A 22,325-nucleotide genomic window follows, 5' to 3' on the forward strand; every position below is an offset into this window, starting at 1 on the left:
AAGAGAACCTTCTTTCCTTCAAGCTTTATGTAACATCCCTAGCTTACCGCCCGTGCAGATACTTGTCTGATAGTGATGTTGATACGTCCTTCACTCAGCCCGCACCCCTGCGGCAACGTTCCATCATTAACGCGCACCACGCCGTGGTAAGCAAAGCGCTTTGGCCCACCAAAGACCACCAAATCCCCAGAACACAGCGTGATATCATCCCACGGCCGCGTGCGCGATTCGGTATGGCCCATGCGGAAAAGCGCCTCATCCCCAATGGATAGCGAAATCACCGGGGCGGGTGACTCCTCCGAATCATCCACGTGCATGCCCATGGCCGAACCCGGCGGATAGTAATTAACTAGCGCCATTTCCGGCACGAAGTTCTCCACCCACGGCTCTAGCTCAGGTGCTACCTCAGCCGCAGCGCGCAGCGCCCCCGGAGCAATCCGCCGCAGGCTCTCCGGCACCGGCGGAACCCGCGTGCCGTCCATATTGTCCACGTACCGATAGCTGGGATAATGCCAATACCGGCCCAGATGCAGCTGAAAAACGCTCATTTGCCCGCCGGATTTCAACCGCGGCCGCACCATCGCCATCGGCGTAGCCGCATACTCGCGCGCAATGCCGCGCATCTCTTCTACCAAAGCCTTCTGCTTATCGACGCCCACCCATCCCGGCACATGCCCCACCCCCGGAGCCACACGCACACTCGGCCGCGGCAGCGAATCAAAAAGCATGACCTCACCCTAATCCCAGCACCCCAATAAATCGATCCAGAAATTTCCTTCAACAAGGGTAAGAATCGTTTCAAGACAAATCGGCCCCAACCCTGGACACTTCAAATAACGTGGGAATTTGTTGCCCTCCGCCGCTTTCCTTAAGCTTCAATGCTGGACGAAAAAGATGCGGATATCGCCTTGAAGATGAAGTTTGATTCCTTTTACCAATTTGTGGCGGCCTTTAATTTAGAAGGCAGCATAAATGAAACAAGTGATAATGCGAATTATGAATCGGGAATAGCCGAGTTGGGAGCTAAAACCTGGCATGTTCGCACAGCACGCACCACGCCTTCTAAGCCGGGAGCCTTCGTAGCATTCTGGCAACGCGACCATGAAGGGGAATCCGTGCCTTTTGAAGATTCTTCCTGCGGCGACGGTCTCCTAGTCTTTGTGATTCAAGGAGATCACCGAGGTGTGTTTCAATTTAGCAATCAAGATTTACAACGTCTCGGTATTACCTCCGGAGCAACCCCAGGAAAGAGAGGATTTAGAGTATATCCGCCATGGAGTGAGGGGCTGAACTCCAACGCTTTAAAGACTCAAAAGCAGCAACAGGCATCGTTTACAGAATTTTGATTTGTGTGTACACAAGCAAATCGATCACAATCTGCACACCCAGTACGCAGAAGGGTGGTAAACGCTCAACTTACGCACTAACGCGGTTTTCGGCGGATCCACCCACCTATTAAAGCGCAAAGAAAGAGGACTGCTTCTGTCATTGCTGCGGCACATTGCTTATTCCGACTGCCGTCCTGCATTCTCTGCCCACACGCGCGCTCCCACAAAAGCGGTAGTCATAGCATTCATGAGGACGTCTGTTAAGCCCAGCAATTTTTTATGCATCCCAGAAACCCCGATGTTCCCGATCTCTGTCTTCACCTAGATGAAGCGCGTCGGCAATCATTACCCTTAAAGAGTGATTACGAACGAACTTCGAAATTTGCTAGCCAAAGCAACTACTCACGCACGGCGCTTTCAGGACGGAGGAAATCACACTGTAGCCGCAGCACTCCTCACCAAATCAGGAAAACACGTACTCGGTTTGAACGCGCACCACTTCCTCGGTGGTCCTTGCGGGGAAGTCTCGGCTTTAGCTAACCATGCTGCTAGTTATCCAGAGGACCCAATCCAAGCAGTAGTCGCCGTATACGGACCTACTGGTCAAGTTATTCCTCCCTACGGTAAATGCCGCCAGGTGCTTTTTGATGTTGATCCGTCCATTCGGTGCATCGTGCGCGGAAGCAATGGACTTGAAGCACCTACCGTAGAAGAACTCTTGCCATTCGCATTCAACTGGCGAGATATGGAACAAGAGCAGCGCATCTACATGTGGGAAGGCTACGAGGAATCAATTCGTAGCGGAGAAAAGCAACAGACAATTCGGGTAGATGATCCTTTCCATGAAGGAAATGCCCAAATAGTCTTCGAGAAAGAATCCGGAGAGGTCGTCACCATTCCTGCACAGGTCACGGCCGTTTCCTCTATCCAGCGAAGTAAATTGTCGGAAAAGCAAGCTCGAAATGACGGCTTTGGCTCTCTCGCCGAGCTTCAGAAAGCGCTAGATGCTCACTATCCCGGATTAGCTGCCGATGATGAAGTAGACGTCGTCGAGTTCAAACTGCGATAATCCATTCAGACCGAAAGGTGGAATAGCCCTCCTCCCCACGTGCAGAATTCACCTCATCGATAACGTCATTCTTGCGGGGTGAAGATTGCGGGAGCTACCGCTGGGGGTCTTCTATTTCCCTTATCCAGAAGTTCATCATCTCAACGATAGGATCCGAGGAGGAAAACACTTCGCTCGCTATTTCCCTAGGAGACCAAGTATCCGGAAGGTCTTGAAATCCTGCGCCGAGCTTTCCAAGTGTCACTGCTGAGGAGTTTTTGACTGCGCTAAGGATGGTAACGACATCGTCATACGTAGCATAAAACGAGTTTTTCCCATTCGCCCCAGTTGCATCAGCAATACAGATCCAGTCATTGAGTTCCGCCATATCGCTCAAAATATTATCGACGATTTTTCTTGAATCTGTTTCCATATGCTCACTCATTGTGCTTGGCCTTCTACTTACGCTCAACCTTAACTCTGAGAATTAGCAACCGCTTTGCCAATGTCGTCTACAAATTTTATCGAGCCAACAAAAGCGGCCTGTGAGTTTGTGATTTACCGGAACCTAAGTGATTTCCGCAGATACTTATTAAGCACCACTCACCCTCTACAATGACACCCATGAACGAACAGGTGCGGCAGGACTTGGAACGCTACGGCTCATGGGAGCGGATGACCAGTGGGGAGTGGTTCTTGCCGAGCATGCCGGAGGCGAAGGAAGAGCACCAGCGCACTTTCCGCTTGCTTAAGCAGCTCAACGAACTACAGAATACGGACCAAGAGCGTGCCAAAGGCATCCTGCGCGAGATACTGCCGGAAGAATCAGCGGTGCCGGGCCTGCACGTGCCGTTCAACTTGGAGTACGGCTGCAACCTAGTATGCGGCGAGCGCGTCTTCATTAACTTCGGCGCTACGATCTTGGCTCAGGCCCAGGTAACGCTCGGCAATGGTGTCATGGTGGGTCCCAATTGCTCCCTGATTACGGTGGGGCATCCGGTAAACGATCATGAGATGCGCGCCGGCGGCTGGGAGATAGCCAAGCCCATCACCATTGGTGATAATACGTGGCTCGGTGCTCATGTCACCGTGCTGCCGGGCATCACGATTGGAAAGAACTGCGTCTTAGGCGCGGGCACGCTTATTACCACCGATATCCCGGATAATTCGCTGGTCCTGGGATCACCCGGCCGCGTGGTGCGCAAACTGGAAGACAATGAGGAAGCCTGGGAGCGCCAGGATCTCAAAGGCCCTGTCGAGGGTTTTGGAGCCGCCAACTAAATGTTTGATCTCGCTCGCATCGGCGCGGGACTTCCCGTAGCCGAGACCATCGATTCGCTACCTAGCACCGGAAACGTCGTCATCCAGGCCCCGCCCGGCACGGGTAAGACCACACTCGTGCCTCCGGCGCTGGCCAATCATGCGGCAGGACGTAGCAAGGTCATCGTCACCGCCCCGCGACGTGTGGCCGTGCGCGCGGCCGCGCAGCGCTTGAGCACACTTAACGGCACGCCGGACAAGGTCGGCTTCGCCATCCGGGGCGAGTCCAGCAAGGGCAGCGAGGTCGAGTTCGTCACGCCGGGCGTGCTGCTGCGCCGCCTGCTGAAGGATCCGGAACTCGAGGGCGTGGCCGCCGTTGCCATCGATGAGGTCCACGAGCGTCAGCTCGATACGGATTTGGTGCTAGGCATGTGCCTGGAGCTAGCCGAATTGCGTGAGGATTTTCGCGTCATCGCCATGTCTGCAACCGTGGATGCGCAGCGTTTTTCCCAGCTTATGGATGCGCCCGTCCACGTGACCGAGGCAGTCACCCATCCGCTCGACATCCAGTACGCCCCCATGCCGGGCAGGGCGGCGGGAACGAGGGAGTTTTACGGGGACGTCGCCAAGCAAGCAGCCCGCCAGCAGGAATCAACGCTGGTCTTTGTACCCGGTGTGCGCGAGGTCAACCTCGTGTGCGATGCCTTAGCAGGCCATAATGTCTTCCCCCTGCATGGCAAGCAAACCACCGCGGAGCAAGACGCCGCGCTATATACCGAGGAACAGCGCATCGTCGTGGCTACCTCTATCGCGGAGTCCTCGCTGACCGTGCCGGGTGTGCGCGTAGTGGTAGATGCCGGGCTTTCCCGCGTTCCCCGACGCGATGCCCAACGCGGCATGTCCGGGTTGGTGACGGTTTCTACCTCAAAGTCGAGTGCCGATCAGCGCGCTGGTCGTGCCGGCCGTGAGGCACCAGGCACCGTGATTCGCTGCTATTCGCAGGACGATTACCAGCACTTTTCCCCACACACCACCCCGGAGATCCTCTCCGCGGACCTCACCCAGGCCGCGCTGTTTCTGGACTGCTGGGGCGCGGGCCCGGATTTCCCGCTGCTCGATCCGCCGCCGGCCCAGGCCCTCGCCTCCGCGCAGGCAACGCTCAAGCGCATTGGCGCGACGCAAGAACTCGCCCTCCTGCCCACCGATCCGCGCCTCGGCGCCTCCTTGCTCCGCCACGGCAGCCAAGCCGCGCCCATTATCGCCTCGCTTGCCGACGCCCCCTTAACCCCCGATCTCACCCGTCACCGCCCACCGCAGAGGGAGGTCAAGCGGCTTGCCCGTCTCGTAGAGGATCTCGGCCCGGCTGATCCCGGAGAGGTCGTAGCCACCGCCTTTCCCGAGCAGGTGGCCAAGTGCATGGGCGAGGATTATCTGCTGGCCAGCGGCACCCGCGCGCGCCTGCTCGATAACTCGGGCTTGGCCGGAGCCCCGTGGCTCGCAATCGCGGAGGTATCCCTATCTAATGCGGGCAATGCCATCATCCGCTCGGCCGCCCGCATCGAAGAATCTGCAGCCCCAGCAGCTATCGGCGTCACCGAGGAAACCCGCGCCTTTCTGCGCGATGGCCGCGTGCGCGGCGTCAAGGTCAGGGCCGCGGGCGCCATCACCCTTTCTGAGACCCCAGTCAAAGTCACGGGCCCCGCAGCCGAGGAGGCGCTTGCCGCCGGCATCCGTGAAGAAGGCCTAGGGCTCTTTTCCTTCAGCGAGAAGGCCCAAAGATTAAAAGACCGCCTGCGCCACCTGCACTCCCACTTTGGCGATCCGTGGCCCGATGTCGATTCCGCGGATCCCGCCGAATGGCTCGGGCCCGAATTACATCGCATCGCCGAGGGCACTCCCGCCGCCAAGCTAGACATGTACCCCGCGCTGCAACGCCTCCTTCCCTGGCCGGAAGCCACCCACTTGGACGAGCTCGCCCCCGAGCGCCTTCCGGTGCCCTCCGGCCGCGATGCCATAATCGACTGGTCCGGCGATCGCCCCGTGGTTCATATCAAGCTGCAGGAATGCTTTGGACTGGCCGAATCCCCCGAATACTGCGGCCACCGCGTGCAATTCCACCTGCTCTCCCCCGCCGGCCGCCCGCTTGCGGTGACCGATGATCTGGCCAGCTTCTGGTCAGGACCTTATGCTGGCGTGCGCGCCGATATGCGCGGCCGCTACCCCAAGCACCCCTGGCCGGAGGACCCGTGGAATGCGATTGCTACCGCGCGCACCAAGAATCGGATGTAATTAACCCCATTGCTGCCAGCCCAGGTAGCAGCTCATGACCACGACCAGGGTAAGCAACGCATAGCGGATGAACTTGGCACCGCCACCGAGCACGGTACGAGCGCCGAGAAGTGCGCCGGCGATATTGGCTACGCCGAGCACGATGCCGAGCGTCCACCACACGTGCCCGCCAAAAATGAACACGATGAGCGCGCCGAAATTGGTAGCGGTATTGACCACCTTGGCCATGGCCGCAGAGGTCAAGAAGTTCTGCGCAAAAATAGAGGTAAAGGCCATGATCAAAAACATGCCGGTACCCGGACCGAAGATGCCATCATAAAAAGAAATGATGCCGGAGAGTAACAGGACCACGACGGTCCGCCAACCGCCACGGGTACCGGCCGAATCGCTACTGCCAAAATCTGGTTTGAAGGCAACAAAGATGCCCACGGCCACCATGAGCACGATAATGATGGGGCGCATGACGTCTTTATCGAGGCTCGAGGCCACGCTGGCCCCCAACCCGGAGCAGACTAGCGCGATGAGGAGGAAGCGCGACATTTCTGCCTTGTCCAGCTTCACCTTGCGCGCAAGGGTCACGGCAGCGGATCCGGTGCCAGTCACCGCAGCAAGCTTGCTAGTGCCCAAAGCGGCGGCCGGAGCAAGGCCCGGCAGGACCGCCAGCAGCATCGGGATCAGGATCAATCCGCCACCGCCGATGACCGCATCGACCCACCCCGCGGCCGCGGTACCAAAGAAGAGAATTACCCACTGCACCACATCGATTTCCATGCCCCCGATCATAAATCTTGAATGATGTAAGGTGATAACCCGCCTACCGGCCTCCCCATAGTGGAGTAAAAGAAGGCATTATACTTTTGTCGCAGCAGAACGAGGAGGCTCGCATGGCCGCACAGCAGAAAGGCGCCGGGCTCAGTGCCCATACCGTGGCACGGTGGTCCATTGTCGTTCCGGCATCGGTCGTATTGGGCTGGCTGTTTAGCATGTGGCACGTACCTGCGGCCTGGATCTTGGCAGCGATCCTCTCCTCCGGCGCCATGGCGCTTTGTACTGGGGAAGATCTGCGTGTGAACCGGAGTTTTTATAGCATGTCGCGTGGTTTTATCGGCATGATGGCTGCCATCCCGCTGACCGTTGTGCCGGTGAGCCAATTGCTTGGCTTCCTGCCTGCCGCCCTGACGATCTCCTTTGTCACACTGATGGTAGGCGTTATCGGTGGCCACCTCTTACACCGCGCACAGCCGCACGATGTCTCCTCCGAAACCGGCATTTTATCCATGCTGCCGGGCGGTGCGTCCCTCATGCCCGCGCTTGCCGACGAACTCGGGGCCGACTTCCGCTACGTCGCCCTCACCCAATACCTGCGCCTGTTAGTAGTCTCGGTATCGCTACCGGCCGTGGTCGCCTTATTGGACACGCCCTCCGGAGAGGGGGCAGATCTTTCAGTCGACGGCGAAACTACCTGGTGGATAGTTGCCCTAGTGATTGCCATTGCCTGCATAGGAGAAAAGGTAGGCAAGTTCCTCCATCTCCCCGCCGCCGCGGTACTCGGCCCATTGCTGCTGACGGTTCTAGCCTCTTTCGTGTTGCCGGAGGGCCACACGCTCGAACCGCTCTATGCCTTTAAGGTGATGGCCTTTTTGTCCATTGGTTGGGTCTGCGGCGGTGGGCTTTCGCTGCCGGCGCTCAAGGCCTTTGCCAAGCAATTGCCCGCCACGGTTCTTTTCATCGTGGTCATCATCGGTATCTGCGCGGCCACCGCCTGGCCGCTAACCAAGTGGCTGCACATCACTTACTTCGAGGCCTACCTGGCTACCAGCCCCGGCGCGCTAGAGACGGTGCTCGCACTCTCGGCGGAGGGCGGGGCCGGCCCAGCGGTCATCGCAGTCCAGCTCACCCGCCTCATCGCGGTACTGGTCGTAGCGGGCTACTTGCCACAGCTGCTACGCCTGGCCCAGCGACTGCTGCGCCGCTAGTTATCCAGAACGGCCTCGCGCAGCACGGACATCGGCACGGAACCAAGGGCGAGGGCCTCGGAGTGGAACTCGCGCGCACTCATCCCCTGCTTCTCGGCCGCGGCGCGGGTCTCCTGCCACAGGCGCTGGCCCAAAGCATAGGACGGCGCCTGGCCCGGCCAGCCGAGGTAGCGATTGACCTCAAAATTGAGGTTCGCATCATCCATGGCGGTGTTTTCACGCATGAAGGTCTTCACGTGCGCCTTGTCCCACACGCCGGACGTCGAGCAATCCGGCAACTGCTTGCCCAAGTGCAATCCGATGTCCACGACCACGCGGGCGGCGCGCAGGCGCTGCGCATCCAACATGCCCATGCGGAAGCCCGGATCGTCCATGTAGCCCAGCTCGGCCATGAGCTGTTCGGCGTAGAGCGCCCAGCCCTCGCCATGACCAGAGTTCCACGTCACCGCGCGGCGCCACAGGTTGAGATCCTCCTGCACCAGTGCGGAACCTAGCTGCAGGTGGTGGCCCGGCACGCCCTCGTGGTGAACGGTGGTCAGCTCTTGCCACGTGTGGAAGGTGTCTTGTCCTTCTGGCACGGACCACCACATGCGGCCCGGGCGGGAGAAGTCATCGCTCGGCGGGGTATAGAAGATGCCGCCGGTCCCGGCCGGATCGATGCAGCACTCGATCTCTTCTACTTCTTCCGGAATATCGAATTCTTTGCCGTTGAGCTCTGCAATAACGCCATCGGCGGTGGATTGCATCCACTCCACCAGCGCATCGGTGCCGCGCAGGGTATAGCGCTCCTCGTGGTTGAGCTTGCGCAGCGCCGAGCGCACCGAACAATCGGAACCATAGAGCTCGTGAGCGATCTTTTCCTGCTCCGCGCGCAGGGTGCGGACTTGGTCGAGCCCCCATTCATAGGCCTCATCGAGGTTGACGGCATCGCCCACAAAGAGCTTGGAAAAACGCTCGTAGCGCTCGCGGCCCACGGCATCCTTCGTGGGCGCTTGAGGCTGCAGGTCATTGGACAGCCAATCGGAGAACTCGCCAAAGGCTTCCTTGGCCTGCTCCACCTCAGCGGAGTCGGCGTCGAGGCCGAGGGACTCGAGCATCGAGTCGGCGTCGGCAAGCCGCTCGCACTGCACAATGACCTCTGAAATCTGGCGGTGTGGTGCCACCATGCCGTGGGAGGCCGCCTCTTCCAGGGAGCTGCGGTAGCCGGCCAAAGAGTTCTTCACCTGGGATAGGCGGGAGCGAATAGCATCGCGGTCCTCCTCCGTATCCTGCGGCATTAACAGCAGGGTATCGCGAATGGTCTGCACCGGTGAGGCGATATTATTCAGGCAGCGCACATCCTCGCTGTGGTGGTGCAGATCTAGATCGAGGCACAGGCGATCACGCAAAACGGCCGCGGTGACGTAGTCCACCTCATCAAAGTCATCCTCATCATCGGACTCATCGGTGGTGTCATCCAGGGCATCCAAGTCCGCCACCATCTCGCGGGTGCGGTCTGCGATGGCGGTGAAGTATTCGGGGGAGAAATCCTGCAATTCGCCCTCGTAGCCGTCAATGCCCCACGCGGTGGCATCGGTGGGGGAAAGCTCGGCTAGGTCGTGAACGAAGTTATCGCACGAAGCGTCCAGTAGAGAGGGCTGGCGCTTAGCGGTCTGCTCAGAACTCATAACGAGGAAGTCTATCCCTAAGTATCAGCTATAGGCCACCCGGGGAGGATGAAGTTGCGAACTTGTTAACTAATCGTTGTCCCACTTTGTGCCGGGATAGCTCCAGTGGCTGAATTCATCCAGGATGTCCTGCGGTTTCTCTTTCATCACCAGCGAGTCTACAAAGCGCGGCAGAATGAAACCGGATTCAGCCATGGCGGCGTACATGGCGTAGAAGGGGCGCCAAAAGTCCGCGGTATTAACTAGGCCTACCGGGCCGCGGATGTGGCCCAGCTGCTGCAAGGTGAGTACCTCAGTAAGTTCTTCAAGGGTGCCGACTCCGCCGGGGAGGCAAATATAGGCATCGGCAAGCTGCTCCATGCGGGTCTTGCGCTCGGCCATGGAGCCCACGACCTCTAGAGTGGTCAGGCCGGGGTGGGAAATCTCTAGATCCACCAATGACTGCGGCATCACACCGGTGACGGTGCCGCCAGCGGCCAGACAGGCCTGCGCCACCTCGCGCATCAAGCCGATATTGCCGCCGCCATACACCAAGTTCAGGCCGCGTCGGGCCAGTTCGGTGCCCAATTCCTGTGCCGCCTGAGTATAGGCCGGGGAGTTTCCTGTTGCTGAACCACAATAAACCGCTACTGACTGCATGCTCTCCAGCATAGATATCTGCGCCCCCACCACCACCTTTAGACTATTCGGTACATGAAACTTTTATCAGGTTAGACAAAGCAGTCTGGGATGCTTATACTCCTTTTTATGATCAAATCTGGCCCAGTGTTCACGCGGCCCCGCACGCCGGCCGCAAAGTGCCTCCATTTGGTGCGCCTGAACCCGATCATCACCCGGAGCGAGTTGGTGGAAGCCACCGGACTTTCCCAGCCCACCATCACGCGCGCTACCACTTCCCTACTCAACGCGGGCCTCATCCAGGAACGCACCGACCTCACCCAGTCCCGTGGGCGCGGTCGGCCAACTGTGCCGCTTGAGGCGGCCGATAATGACTGGGCGCTCGGCGGCATCTCCGTGGGCACCAAGCAGACCTACATCGGCCTCTATGACATCAAGGGCCGCACCTTAAGCGAAGAAGAGTTGGCCACGCCGGTAGCAAACCTCAGCGAGGATGACTTCCTCGAGCACATCATGGCCGGCATCAATCGCCTGATGACCAACCTGAACCACCGCTTGGTCTCCCTCGGCGTGACCACCTCCGGCACCGTGGATGACAACGGCTTGGTCACCGCAGAAAACCTCAACTGGCACGGCGTGGACATCGCCGAACGCCTGCGCTTCCAGTTCGGCGTACCCGTAGTAGTCTCCTCCGCGATCCCCGCTATTTTGGGTTCCGAAACCCAAGCGGCCGAGATTGGCACCAGCGAGCGAGTTCTGGTGCTCTTTGCGGATGATTCCATCGGCTCGGCACTCTCCATCGAGGACGAGGTCAGCCCCATTATTCCCGTACCGCAAACGCACTCTGAGCTCCTTGGCCACGGCGCTTCCGAGCGCCTGCTGGCCACCCGGCACATCCTCGAGGCAATACGGCAGGAGGGAGTGAAGGCTGCCTCGCTTACCGAGGCCGCCCAAATCGCCGAATCCAATCCCACCGTCCGCACCATTCTGGACGAGCGCGCCCGCCAATTGGGCACCATCACCGCGGAACTGGTCAAAGCCCACTCCCCGGCCACCGTGGTCATCGCCGGCGGCGCGTTTACCGACGACCCGAAGGCCCCCAAGCAATTCGCCGCCACCGTCCGCGCCTCCGCAGGCGATGAGTTGCAGCTGCGCATGATCCCCAGCCATAAGGAGATTGTCCGCGCGGTAGCCCGCACCGTGGCCACCGACCAGCTCCTGCGCCAACCGCTGGAGCTAGGCCGCTCACTCCAGTGTGCTTAGCACCTCACGTACCGAGTCGATGCCGCGAAAGAGGTGGGCATTGAGCCCGCAGTAGCTAGCGCCCTCCACGTAGTCGATGCGGTCATCAAAAAAATAGGTATCTTTCGGCTGCGCGGACAGCGCATCCACGGCTACGCGATAGGCCTCTGGGTGCGGCTTTGCCAGCCCAATATCGCAGCTGAAGGTCACCGCCGCACAGTCCTCCAGCCAGGTATGCTTCTCGCGCACCTGCCCCGCCAGCGTGGTGGGAATATTGGACAAAATGCCTACACTATAGCCTTCCCCGATAAGCCCCTTGACCAAAGCGACCATCCCCTGGTCGGCCTCCAGCAAACCGCGGTTTTCACACGCTACCGCCTCCGCGACGGGTATCTCCCCCAACCCTGCGCGGGCCGCTACCTCATTCCAAAAGTGGCTATCACTAAAGATGCCGGCATCATAGTCCGGGCGATAAAACCCGTAGGCCTCCCACATCGCCTCGGCATCGGATGGCGCGAGGAGGCGCTCCAAGGCTGCATGACTTTCTGGGGTAGCCGGGCGCATGAGCACGCCATACATATCAAAAAGGAGTTTGGGCATAACGAGAGCCAGTTTATGCGCGTTTCGGCGCCTGGGTCAGCACGGCTACGATTCCCACACCGGCGCCGGCCACAAAAACGGGCAGCATCGCGGAGACCTGTTCCATAGACAAGGCGAAAATGCCGCCGATCGCACCGATGAGCAGCATGCCACCAAGGCTATACAGCGAGCGAGTAACCAAGCCGCGCTTTCCCGCGGCACCGTACACCAGCAGCGCGAGCCCGGCGAATGGACCGAGCATGAGCGCCGCAGTGGTCAGGAATACCCCCAAGGCCACGTGGGTGGACATAATCGCCGCTCCCACGATGAGAAAAAGCGCCAGGATCAAAAGCGTCATGGCACAGAAAGCCTTGCGTTGTGTTGACATAGAAGCAATCCTCCCACGGCACTGCAGTGCCGTGGGAGGATTGCTCTAAATCTTGATGGGTTTGTTATTCACCCAGGCGCGCTTAGGCAGCGCCACCTTCGGTGCGACCAGCCAAGCGCTCATCGATGCGTAGCAGGCCAGAGCCGTCATTTCCTACCAGCTTGATCTGATCCAGAATCTCAGAAACGGTAGCTTCTTCTTCTACCTGCTCGCTCAGGAACCAGTCAACGAGCTGGCGGGATTCCAGGTCCTGTGCGTCCAGCGCCGCGCGAGCGATGGTGCGGATTTCCTCGGAGACCTTCTGCTCGTGCTCCAGGGAAGCCTGGAAAGTATCCTGCGGGTTAGCGGCCTTCACCGAACCAACCGGAATGTCATTGAGCTCTACACGATAACCGCGGGAGAGCAAATGGTCCGCAATCTTTTCGGCATGCACGCGCTCTTCAGCGGCCTGGCCCATGAACCAATCGCGCATGCCCGGGAAGGAGAGGTTGTCCATCTCAAAGGCCAACTGGGTATAGACCATGGAAGCGCCGTACTCGCTAATGACCTGGTTATTCAGGAGGGTTTGCAGTTTCTCGTCCATTGTAAAAACCTTTCTGTGCAGGAAAATCAATAAGTGCTAAGCACCACACTACCGAAGATTCTCCCGCAATCCAGCAAGGCCTACTTAAGTAAACTTGCACGTCATTATGCTTTTTTAGATTGGATAACCTAAGTTAGCCAAGACAAAGCTATCCATCGCACGCAGGCAAAGTTCCCCTAAGAACGCGAGGTCATCGCGGAAACTATACATTTACGCCGACGCGCGCCCGAGTCCAGTTCGGCGCTTCTCGCTTGAGCGCTCGCACCCTAGGCCAATAATGTGACTTTATTCACCCAAGCGCCCACTGAGGCGATCGAGGCGCTGCGCGCTCGCTCCTTCCAGGCCGCGGAACTCTACGTCGATGCCCCTCTCGGCGTATTTCTTCTGCACCGCATCCAGCGTCGCCACGGTAGAGGCATCCCATACCTCGGCCTCGGTCATATCCACCAGCACGCGCTGGGTGTCCAGCGTGTAGTCGAAGGCGTAGACCAAGTCATTGGAGGAGGCGAAGAACAGCTGGCCACGCACCGTATACTCGGCATCGCCTACTTGTTTTACCTCCACCAGATGCGCCACGCGGCGAGCAAAACCAATGGATGCTGTCACCACGCCGAGCACCACACCGACCGCCAAGTTATGCGTGGCCAGCGTGCCTACGACCGTCACCAGCATCACCAGCGTTTCTGATAGCGGCATGAGCTTAAGCGTGCGCGGGTGAACCGAGTGCCAATCCACCGTAGTTGCGGCCACGATGATCATCACCGCCACCAGGGCGGCCATCGGAATGCGGCCGACGGTCTCGCCCAGAAGAAGGCAAAGGATGAGGAGGAAGACGCCCGCGAGGAACGTCGACAAGCGCGTGCGCGCCTGGGATGCCTTCACGCCGATCATGGTCTGGCCAATCATGGCACACACGCCCATACCGCCAATGGCCGCGGCGAGGATATTGCCCACGCCCTGGCCAAAGGACTCGCGCGTTTTATCGGAGTGGGTATCCGTAATATCATCCACCAGCTTCGCCGTCAGCAACGACTCCATGAGCCCCACCAACGCCATGCCAAAGGCATAGGGCGCAATAAGCCGCACGGTATCCAGGTTCCACGGAATATCCGGCACGAAAAGCCCCGGCAGCGAGGTAGGCAGCTCGCCTTGGTCCGCCACATCGGGGACCTTCCACCCGGCCGCGACCGCAATAATGCTGACCACCACAATGGTAACGAGCGGGGCGGGAATCACCGTGGTCAGCCGCGGTAGTCCCAACATGATGGCTAGGCCAATGGCCACTAGCACATAGACCATCCACGGCACATCGGTAAGGTGCGGCAGCTGCGTGGTAAACATCATGATTCCCAGGGCATTCACAAACCCCGTCATCACCGAGCGCGGAATAAAACGCATAAGCTTGGCGACGCCCACCGCGGCCAGCACCACCTGCATGATTCCCGCCAAGAGCACCGCGGCGACCACGTAGTCATGCCCATGTTCATGCGCGAGCGGAGAGACAACGAGCGCCACCGCGCCGGCCGCTGCGGAAATCATCGCCGGCCGGCCACCGGTAAAGGCAATGGACATTGCCATGACGACGGAAGAAAACAATCCCACCCGCGGGTCCAAGCCCGCAAGGATGGAAAAGCTTAAGACCTCCGGGATCAAAGCAAGCGCCACCGCGAGTCCGCCAAAGACTTCCTTGCGCAGACGAGCGGGCGAGGAAAATGCATAACGGAAACTGGCGATGACGCCGGTTGGGGCAGGCTGTTCTTTAATCACGCCTGCTCATCCTAGTGGACTTTAGGAGCCTTCCTTAAAGGAGCCATCTGCAGTGATAACTGGCAGCACGGACCAGGCGAAGTTGATCCACTGATCGGTCTTCTTCCACGAAAAGTCCGGTTCAAAGATGGTCTTCGGCTTGGTGTAAATGACGGCTGAGCGCACCTCGTCTGCGGTTTCCTTAAGTAGATTAACCACCAGATCCAGGGTCTTGCCGGAGTCCGCGACGTCATCTACGACCAGTACCTTCTTGCCCTTTAGCGAATCCGTGTCCAGCTGCGGGGACAAGATGATCGGCTCTTCCAGGGTCTGGCCGATATCGGTGTAGAACTCCACATTGATAGCGCCCATGGCCTTCACACCGATGGCATAACCGATAGCACCGGCTGGAATGAGGCCGCCGCGGGCGACGCCCACGATGAGGTCAGGGAACCAACCAGATTCCACAATCTGTTCCGACAGGTTACGGCTCGCCTCGCCGAAGACCTCCCAGGTGAGGTTTTCCCGGTCCGGGTGGATCCAATTTTCAGTCACGATTGTGTGGCTCCTTTTGCGTCATGGGATTTCTTTGTAGTTTAACGAGCATTGCCTGCCAAAGAAAAGGCACCTACCGGAATGGAACCTCGCCCAAAGTCCGGCGCAGCTTGCGAGTGCGCAGGCGCTCCGGATTTTCGGCTAGATGCTCCATCGCGCGCACCGCGCACATCACGTGAGCTTCCTTCGAGTTGGAGTAGAAGGCCTGCGCCTGGGCCGGCAGCTTCGGCACCGCATGCAATGGCAGGTCAGAGACCGAAAGGAGTGTGCCGTAGGGAACGCGGTAGCGATAGCCATTGGCCGCGAGCGTGCACGATTCCATATCGACAGCCACCGCGGTGGAGGTACGCAGCCACTCCCACAAATCCCGGTTAGTGCGCCACTCCCAATTGCGATCATCGGTGGAGAGCACCGTACCGGTTCGCATGAGCGAATTATCGTCGCCATATACCGCCTTCACCGCAGACTCAAGCATGCGCTGTACCTCCGGAATCGCCGGGATGGGAGAGGTCGCCGCAACCTTTTGGTCCAAGATGTGGTCATTGCGCTGGTAGGCATTGCCCAAAATCAAATCCCCGATGCGCATGCGCCCATCCATGCCAGCGCAGTGGCCAATCATGATCCAGGCTTCCGGCCGCAGTACCGCCAAGCAATCTGTGATCGTCTTGGCGTTGGAGGGCCCTACACCGATATTGATCATCGTGATGCCATCACCACCGGCAGTGATCAGGTCAAAGCGCGGCATTTGGAAGCGAGACGTCAAGGTCAGACCGTCCACATCGAGGTCCACCGCATCGTTGGGATGAATGGTCTCGCCATTGGGCAGCACCAAGGCGGTATAACGCGAGTCTTCCCTGGTCAACTCGCGCAAACCGAATTTCACAAACTCGGTGGTGTGCATCGCGTAGTTAGTAAACAAAATGTATTTTTGCACCGTATCGACCTCGATGCCGGTGTAATGCTCAATGCGCGCACACGCGATATCAAAGCGCTGGGCACCAAAATGAAAAAGCGGCTTTTCCGCACCGTGGAAGGCATCCCATTCGCCATCAATGATTGCATCATTGACCTCATCCAGCGTCGGACGCGGAATAGGCCCGCGTTCCTGCGGGGCTTTCCTTGTGTCCTTGATGTACTCCGGTGGAATGCGCTGGTCCGATTGACCGACGAAAATATCGCACGGATAGTTACCCGCCAGGCGAGTCAGCTGCTCGTGCAGGTAGTCCCGAATGATGTACGGCTTGGAGATTACCGCCGAGTACTTGCCGGCCTCGTTAACGTAGCCGAAGGGCTCGGAACGATCGATGGGCTGCCATTTGCGGATATCCACCGTGACCTTGGGATAAACCACGTAGCGATAGTCATCAAGGTTTCCTGATTCCAAAGTCTTGCGCGCAAGCTCGCAGGAATTCTCGTAAATCTCGATCAGGCGGTTTACCGCCTCATCAACGGAGTGGACATGCTGCAGATCGGTCATAAGCGCGAGTGTAGCGGGGACTTCGCAGCGCGGCAGCGGTCCGCGCATTTCATTATTCTTTTCCGCGGTAGCTTCAGTGATACCGATACTGACATGATTTACTGCGAGAAAATCAAAGGCCTAGGATCAGTCCTTTTAGCTGCTAAGAGTGTCAAAGCAAAGGTCTCAAAGGGAATGCGACGAAGAGCTCGACTATGTCAATTCGGGCATCGTCCCATCAATCCGAAGTATTCCTAATTCACATTGCCCCCACTATGAGAGCGAGAAGAGGCACTGGCCCCAATACTGCAGACGATTCCTACTAGGACTGCACCTAGTGCTCCTAACAGGATTCCCGTGGAGGAGGGCAACAGTAATCCACCCACTGCGGAGCCGACTGCCGAGCCAAGGTAGTTCGCAGATGCATTAGCAGCAACAGCAGTCGCCCCTTCATTAGGGTTTGCACTGAGCATCGAATGCTGCTGTGGCGCCATTGACGACCACCCCAAAAGCCCCCAAGCAAAAAGACACACCACTGCCACCACGTGGCTCGAAGGGAAGAGCAGCAGTAGAGCGAAATCAGTCACGAGTAATGCAATGATAGTGACCGTTAGTTTGCGTGAACTATTAACCTTGTCAAGCACCCTCCCAATCCCAAAAGCACCCACTGCCCCGCCGATACCCCAGACCCACATGCCAGCAATGGTGTCTACCTGCACACGATCAAGCACTACAGGAATATAGGTGTACAACCCCAGCGAACCCACTCCAACAAAGAAAGTAACTAAGGTCGTCAGGAAGTTATCCACTCGGCCGATGACTCGGAGTCGCTGCCCCAACGAGGAGGAGGGCACAGCTGGTACCACACTCGCTTTGCGCAACGCTAGACCCGCTAACGCCACTATTCCAATGGCCGAGACCAAACCGATGGTAGCCCTCCAGCCTAGCTGTTTAGCTACCCCCAATCCCACCGGTACGCCCACGACAGTTCCCACCGCTAAGCCAGCCAGCACCATTGACAGTGCGCGCCCGCGATACTTTGCTGGGACAGACATCCCCGCTACGGCTGAGGACAGCGGCGAATAAATTCCCGCTGCTGCACCTGCGATTAAGCGCGACACGAGAAAAACGCTCACTGTAGGCGAAACTGCAGTCACGACATTCGCCAAAGAAAACACAGCAACAGCTCCAAGCAGACCACTCCGCGGATCTTTGCCTGCCCTACCCGAGAACAGCGGACCAGATATTGCGTACGCGCCGGTAAAGGCGGTAACGCCCAAGCCGATCACACTGCCACTTGTACCCAAGTCGTTTGCAATCTGTGATAGCAGCCCAGCGATAACATATGCGTCCAATCCGAGCGCTACACTGCCCAAAACTAACGGCCACAGCTGTTTAAGCATTCGAAATCACCATATCGAGCAAACCAGGGAACCGTTCGTCTAGATCGCCTCTGCGCAAAGAGATAACACAAGTTCGTCCCTGGCTTCTTGTCCACGTCACACCGGCTTCACGCAGCTGCCGAGTGTGGTAGGTCAGGGTAGATCGAGGCAGGTCATCAGCGAGCGTCAAACTATCGTGCTCCTGACCGTCTGCCAGGCGCCTAACCATCTCTAACCGGATGGGATCACTTACCGCAGCCAGAACACGGACGAATTCAAGGTCCTCGGTGGCCGGATGCTCATACTTTCGTGGGCTCATCACAACTCCAATCGTGCAAGAATTCCTGAACGATCGACCACAGTAAGCTACCCGAGAGATTCGTGCAAGATTTCTTGCACGAATGCAGGTGCGCAGATAAAGCCCCACCCAGACAGCGATAAATGAACACCGGAGTCTTGAGGAGCTCTATTTTTAGATACCAAGCTTTCAACCCCAGACGTCTCTAATTCATAACCTTCAACGTTGGCACAATAAATCGAGCCAAGTTTATGAAAGTAGAGAGCCCTATTCCTTCTTCTAACGGTGCGTACAACGTAGCTTGATTTAATAGACCCTTCTACCCAAAAATATGCTCGAAGGTTCTTTGGTCAGGAAAGCATGACAGACACCGTCACCCCTTCAGGGAAAAGCAACTAATCTGCAGCACCAGAAATGATTTAGAGAACGAACAATCGCTGGTGACCAGTTGAAATGTTTAGTTCTTACGCGCTTGCAGTTGGTTAAATGCGCAGGGCACACCGAAGCCCTCGACGCATAAGCGTTATGGATACCAACTCGCACCCCTCCACTGCACAGAATTGCCACTGCAAGAGTAGTTCCCTGCAGAAAATGGCGTCAGCTACTCCTAGACTTCTGGGGAGGTAACAAAGCGGTATCCCAACCCGGGTTCAGTAAGGAGATATTGGGGATCAGAGGGATCGGTTTCCAGTTTGCGGCGCAGCTGCGAGGTATAGATGCGCAGGTAGTGGCTTTGCCCTTCGAATCCCGGGCCCCAAATCTCTGCGAGGAGGTCTTCTTTGCGCACCAAACCGCCGTGGGCACGCAGCAGCGTCGTAAGCACGCCCCACTCAGTAGGGGTCAGGTGAAGGGGCTTTCCTGCCTTGGTGATGGAGTGTCGAGGGACGTCGATCAGCACATCGCCCGCCCGCACCATCGTGGCTTCCCGCTGGGCAGATGGCTGCTGCGGGCTGCCATGCCGCAAAGCCACGCGCACGCGGGCCAAGAGCTCTTCCATAGAAAAGGGTTTGGTCACATAATCATCAGCACCGCGATCTAGGGCCGAGGCACTAAATAGGGGATCGGACCGGGCCGTAAGAATCAGAACGGGAATTGCTGACCACCCTCGAATCCCATCGAGGACCTCCCGCCCATCCATATCCGGCAGACCCATATCCAAAATCACCACATCGGGCTGATGCTGGGAGACCACCTGCAGACCCTCCGCCCCGGTGCTGGCTGAATACACCTCATATCCACGCGCCTTGAAGTTAATGCTCAAGGTGGTGAGCAAACGCGGATCATCATCCACGATGACAATCGTGGCCTTCTTATCAGTAATGGCTTTTCTCCTCCCGCAGCGGGAAACTCAGGATAAAGGTCGCTCCTGGAGTGGCCTCTACGGTGATAGTACCGTCCATAGCCTCCACAAATCCGCGTACGACGGAGAGGCCTAAACCCACCCCGTTGTCATTGCTGGTATCGCCCAAGCGTTGAAAAGCTTGGAAAAGCTCCTGCTGCTTTTCTGGTGAAATTCCCGGCCCTTCATCGCTCACACTCAGCTCCACGCGCTCATCTGTAACCTGCGCATCAACGTTGACTGGTCCGCTCGGCGCATAGCGCAAAGCGTTATCGAATAGGTTCGCCAGCACGCGTTCCAGCAAAACGCTATCCGCGCAACAGGTGCGGCCACGGAGTCCAGAACCAATATGAATGCGACCAAGTTGGTCCTTGCTATGTCCAAAGGCACAGGAAGCAATAGCCCGATTGGCTACCTCGTATAACTCCACAGTATCCCGGCGTGCAGTTACCGCTCCTGCACTCAAACGCGAGTGATCCAATAGGTTGGTCACGAGCAGCGTGAGTTGATCGATGCTAGCCGCGGTTTCCGCCAGTAGTACTTCTTGATCCTCTGGGGTGAATTCGATTTCGGAATTCCGCAAAGAGGACACAGCCAGCTTGGCCGTTGCTAGGGGCGTGCGCAGATCGTGGCTCACGCTCGATAGCAGTGCACGACGCAATTCATCAGCGGCAGCAATGGCATCGGCACGTGCGGCTTCAGCCGAAAGCTTGTCGCGGCGCACTATGCCGGCTAAATAGCCTGCCACAACCGCCACCAAAGCACGGTCGCGGGCGGATAACGCTGGGCCTTCCATCACAATCTGGACCGTAGTGTCCTCGCTGGAGACCAACGTTTCTACCTCACGTTTATGAGTCTTTGCGGGGATATGCAGGTGTCTACTTTGCCGGGGCGAGGCCGCCGAAGCGTGCCAAGTAGAGAGTATGTCCCCGGAGGCGTCAAGAAGCACGGCCTTATGGCAGCCGAAGGTCTCTCCTACCTTGCGAAGCACTGCGTCGATGGGAGATATGTCCGCACGGCGGTTGAGGGCTGCGCGGGAAAAGACCGTCAAGAGCTCAGCATCGCGCGTGGCAATGGCCGCATTATGGTGCTCTATTTTGGTGCGCCGCACTTGTAAACCCACGGCCAGGGCAATGGCTACCATGACCACGAGGATGACAGCGTTAGCTGGCTCAGCAATATCGAACGTGTACAGGGGTTCGGTAAAGAACCAATTGACCGCCAAGCCCGAGGCAAACGCAATAATTACCGCCGGCCACAGGCCAGCGAGCATGCTCACGAGGAGGATCAGCGCAAAGTAAAAAGCAGAACACGTACCTGTTCCCAATGCCGAGCCGTCGATGCCTTGCAACAGTGCGGTCAAGGCGATGAAAGCGACAGCCGCGCCCACCCAAGACACCGCCCGGCGCGGGAGGGAATGCAATGGTCGCAGCAGTGGTGAAAGAGGCGAGGGTTTATCGGACGGAAGATTAACAATGTGGCAGTCAATCTTGCCCGAATCCCGCAGCACGGCCTCAGCAACGGTGCCGCGCCAGTGCAGGCCTAAGCGACGCCGTGGTGAAACCCCCAGGACCAACTGGGTGGCGTTGACGCTGCGGGCAAAATTAAGCAGCGCTTCTGGCACCGAGTCACCGGTGACCTGATGCAAACGGGCACCCACGTCCTGAGCCAAGGATTGTAATTTGGACAGTTGTTGAGCGGAACCGGCAACGGAAGATCCACCGGATGAAAAGGAATCCCCAAAAATTACGTGGACCACATGTAGCTCGGCTGAGGATTTGGACGCGATGCGGCGCCCGCGGCGAATGAGCAGTTCTGCGTGCGCAACGTTCTGAATGGCCACGACCACCCGTTCCCGCGCCTCCCAGGTATCGGTAATATCCTGCTCAGAACGGTAAGATGCGAGAGCCTCATCAACCTGGTCCGCCAACCACAACAGGGCTAGCTCCCGCAGTGCAGTCAGATTGCCCACCCGAAAATAATTATTCAACGCTGGGGCAATGCGCGCTTCTTTATAGACTTGGCCATCACTCAAGCGGGTGCGTAAGAGCTGCGGGGATACATCCACCAACTCGATCTCGTTCGCCGCACGCACCACCTCGTCCGGCACCGTCTCCTGCGGGGAAATACCGGTGATCTGGTTTATTACATCATTGAGGCTTTCAAGGTGCTGGATATTCAGGGTAGAAATCACATCGATTCCTGCGGCTAGGATTTCCTCTACGTCCTCCCAGCGCTTAGCGCGTTCCTCACCGCGCGGATTGGAATGGGCAAATTCATCGACCAGAACTGTTTCCGGCTGGCGCGAGATGATGGCTGCAGTATCGAGTTCTCCGGTGGATAGCCCGGCGGCGTGGCGCCGCGGGATGGTCTCAAGGCCATCACACAGCGCCCGAGTGAATTCGCGCCCATGATCTTCCACGATGCCAATGGCCACATCGCGGCCGGCCAGCACAAGGCCGTGCGCCTCGTTGAGCATTGCACAGGTCTTACCAGACCCAGGCGCCGCGCCGAGGTAGATCTTCAAAGCGCCACGCTTGGTGCGCGCCGGAACTTTCTTGTCGTTCATAT

At 58.1% G+C, this 22,325-nt stretch carries 20 protein-coding genes; 6 read left to right on the top strand and 14 right to left on the bottom strand.

All coding sequences use genetic code 11. From position 1 onward, the window contains the following. Window positions 1–38 precede the first annotated feature (38 nt). Entirely contained in the window at window positions 39–728 is a 690-nt protein-coding gene (locus QP990_RS07315) for an alpha-ketoglutarate-dependent dioxygenase AlkB (protein WP_200288413.1), read from the bottom strand. A 150-nt stretch (window positions 729–878) separates the two neighbouring features. On the opposite strand from QP990_RS07315, the gene QP990_RS07320 reads away from it, so the two are divergent. Together QP990_RS07320 and QP990_RS07325 are read left to right on the top strand one after the other, a co-directional pair. Next, window positions 879–1,346, top strand: coding sequence for a MepB family protein (locus QP990_RS07320; RefSeq protein ID WP_234288137.1), 468 nt, complete (start codon window positions 879–881; stop codon window positions 1,344–1,346). Window positions 1,347–1,686: 340 nt separating this feature from the next. Continuing rightward, window positions 1,687–2,397: an ASCH domain-containing protein gene (locus tag QP990_RS07325; RefSeq protein WP_259824803.1), complete on the top strand. Its 711-nt coding sequence runs from the start codon at window positions 1,687–1,689 to the stop codon at window positions 2,395–2,397. A 94-nt stretch (window positions 2,398–2,491) separates the two neighbouring features. Here QP990_RS07325 and QP990_RS07330 read toward each other — a convergent pair whose 3' ends face one another. Next, window positions 2,492–2,821, bottom strand: a complete 330-nt coding sequence (locus QP990_RS07330; RefSeq protein ID WP_234288138.1) for a hypothetical protein — start codon at window positions 2,819–2,821, stop codon at window positions 2,492–2,494. Window positions 2,822–2,991: 170 nt separating this feature from the next. On the opposite strand from QP990_RS07330, the gene QP990_RS07335 reads away from it, so the two are divergent. Together QP990_RS07335 and QP990_RS07340 are read left to right on the top strand one after the other, a co-directional pair. Then, window positions 2,992–3,657 (top strand): sugar O-acetyltransferase, encoded by a 666-nt coding sequence (locus QP990_RS07335; RefSeq protein WP_200288415.1) that lies wholly within the window; start codon window positions 2,992–2,994, stop codon window positions 3,655–3,657. After that, window positions 3,658–5,925 (top strand): ATP-dependent RNA helicase, encoded by a 2,268-nt coding sequence (locus QP990_RS07340; RefSeq protein WP_284798797.1) that lies wholly within the window; start codon window positions 3,658–3,660, stop codon window positions 5,923–5,925. Here QP990_RS07340 and QP990_RS07345 read toward each other — a convergent pair whose 3' ends face one another. Continuing rightward, on the bottom strand, window positions 5,926–6,696 hold the full coding sequence (locus tag QP990_RS07345) for a TSUP family transporter (RefSeq protein ID WP_239207775.1): 771 nt from the start codon (window positions 6,694–6,696) through the stop codon (window positions 5,926–5,928). A gap of 113 nt (window positions 6,697–6,809) precedes the next feature. Between QP990_RS07345 and QP990_RS07350 the strand changes: the two genes are divergently transcribed. Further along, a complete protein-coding gene (locus tag QP990_RS07350; protein WP_284798798.1) occupies window positions 6,810–7,901 on the top strand; it encodes an AbrB family transcriptional regulator in 1,092 nt (363 codons plus the stop codon). Here the strand turns inward: QP990_RS07350 and QP990_RS07355 are convergent. Further along, window positions 7,898–9,568, bottom strand: a complete 1,671-nt coding sequence (locus tag QP990_RS07355; RefSeq protein ID WP_284798799.1) for a DUF885 domain-containing protein — start codon at window positions 9,566–9,568, stop codon at window positions 7,898–7,900. The genes QP990_RS07350 and QP990_RS07355 overlap by 4 nt on opposite strands. A gap of 69 nt (window positions 9,569–9,637) precedes the next feature. Next, window positions 9,638–10,207 (bottom strand): TIGR00730 family Rossman fold protein, encoded by a 570-nt coding sequence (locus QP990_RS07360; RefSeq protein WP_284798800.1) that lies wholly within the window; start codon window positions 10,205–10,207, stop codon window positions 9,638–9,640. A gap of 108 nt (window positions 10,208–10,315) precedes the next feature. On the opposite strand from QP990_RS07360, the gene QP990_RS07365 reads away from it, so the two are divergent. Next, a complete protein-coding gene (locus QP990_RS07365; RefSeq protein WP_239207773.1) occupies window positions 10,316–11,449 on the top strand; it encodes an ROK family transcriptional regulator in 1,134 nt (377 codons plus the stop codon). Here QP990_RS07365 and QP990_RS07370 read toward each other — a convergent pair. From QP990_RS07370 to QP990_RS07415, 9 genes are all read right to left on the bottom strand, one after another. Then, window positions 11,432–12,028 (bottom strand): HAD-IA family hydrolase, encoded by a 597-nt coding sequence (locus tag QP990_RS07370; RefSeq protein ID WP_200288421.1) that lies wholly within the window; start codon window positions 12,026–12,028, stop codon window positions 11,432–11,434. The genes QP990_RS07365 and QP990_RS07370 overlap by 18 nt on opposite strands. A gap of 13 nt (window positions 12,029–12,041) precedes the next feature. After that, window positions 12,042–12,395: a hypothetical protein gene (locus tag QP990_RS07375; RefSeq protein ID WP_200288422.1), complete on the bottom strand. Its 354-nt coding sequence runs from the start codon at window positions 12,393–12,395 to the stop codon at window positions 12,042–12,044. 82 nt (window positions 12,396–12,477) lie between these two features. Continuing rightward, window positions 12,478–12,978 (bottom strand): ferritin, encoded by a 501-nt coding sequence (locus QP990_RS07380; protein ID WP_284798801.1) that lies wholly within the window; start codon window positions 12,976–12,978, stop codon window positions 12,478–12,480. Window positions 12,979–13,263: 285 nt separating this feature from the next. Next, on the bottom strand, window positions 13,264–14,745 hold the full coding sequence (locus QP990_RS07385; RefSeq protein WP_284798802.1) for a SulP family inorganic anion transporter: 1,482 nt from the start codon (window positions 14,743–14,745) through the stop codon (window positions 13,264–13,266). Window positions 14,746–14,766: 21 nt separating this feature from the next. Next, complete coding sequence (locus tag QP990_RS07390; protein ID WP_005326355.1) at window positions 14,767–15,279, bottom strand: phosphoribosyltransferase; 513 nt, start codon at window positions 15,277–15,279, stop codon at window positions 14,767–14,769. A 73-nt stretch (window positions 15,280–15,352) separates the two neighbouring features. Next, complete coding sequence (amn, locus tag QP990_RS07395) at window positions 15,353–16,756, bottom strand: AMP nucleosidase (protein ID WP_034656130.1); 1,404 nt, start codon at window positions 16,754–16,756, stop codon at window positions 15,353–15,355. Window positions 16,757–16,989: 233 nt separating this feature from the next. After that, complete coding sequence (locus QP990_RS07400) at window positions 16,990–18,138, bottom strand: MFS transporter (protein ID WP_023020287.1); 1,149 nt, start codon at window positions 18,136–18,138, stop codon at window positions 16,990–16,992. Between the two features lie 884 nt (window positions 18,139–19,022). Continuing rightward, on the bottom strand, window positions 19,023–19,736 hold the full coding sequence (locus tag QP990_RS07410; RefSeq protein WP_200288998.1) for a response regulator: 714 nt from the start codon (window positions 19,734–19,736) through the stop codon (window positions 19,023–19,025). After that, complete coding sequence (locus QP990_RS07415; protein ID WP_284798803.1) at window positions 19,729–22,323, bottom strand: ATP-binding protein; 2,595 nt, start codon at window positions 22,321–22,323, stop codon at window positions 19,729–19,731. Before QP990_RS07415 ends, QP990_RS07410 begins: the two co-directional genes overlap by 8 nt. Window positions 22,324–22,325 lie beyond the last annotated feature (2 nt).

The organism is Corynebacterium sp. MSK071 (assembly GCF_030232125.1).
In the GTDB taxonomy this organism is placed as follows: domain Bacteria; phylum Actinomycetota; class Actinomycetes; order Mycobacteriales; family Mycobacteriaceae; genus Corynebacterium; species Corynebacterium kefirresidentii.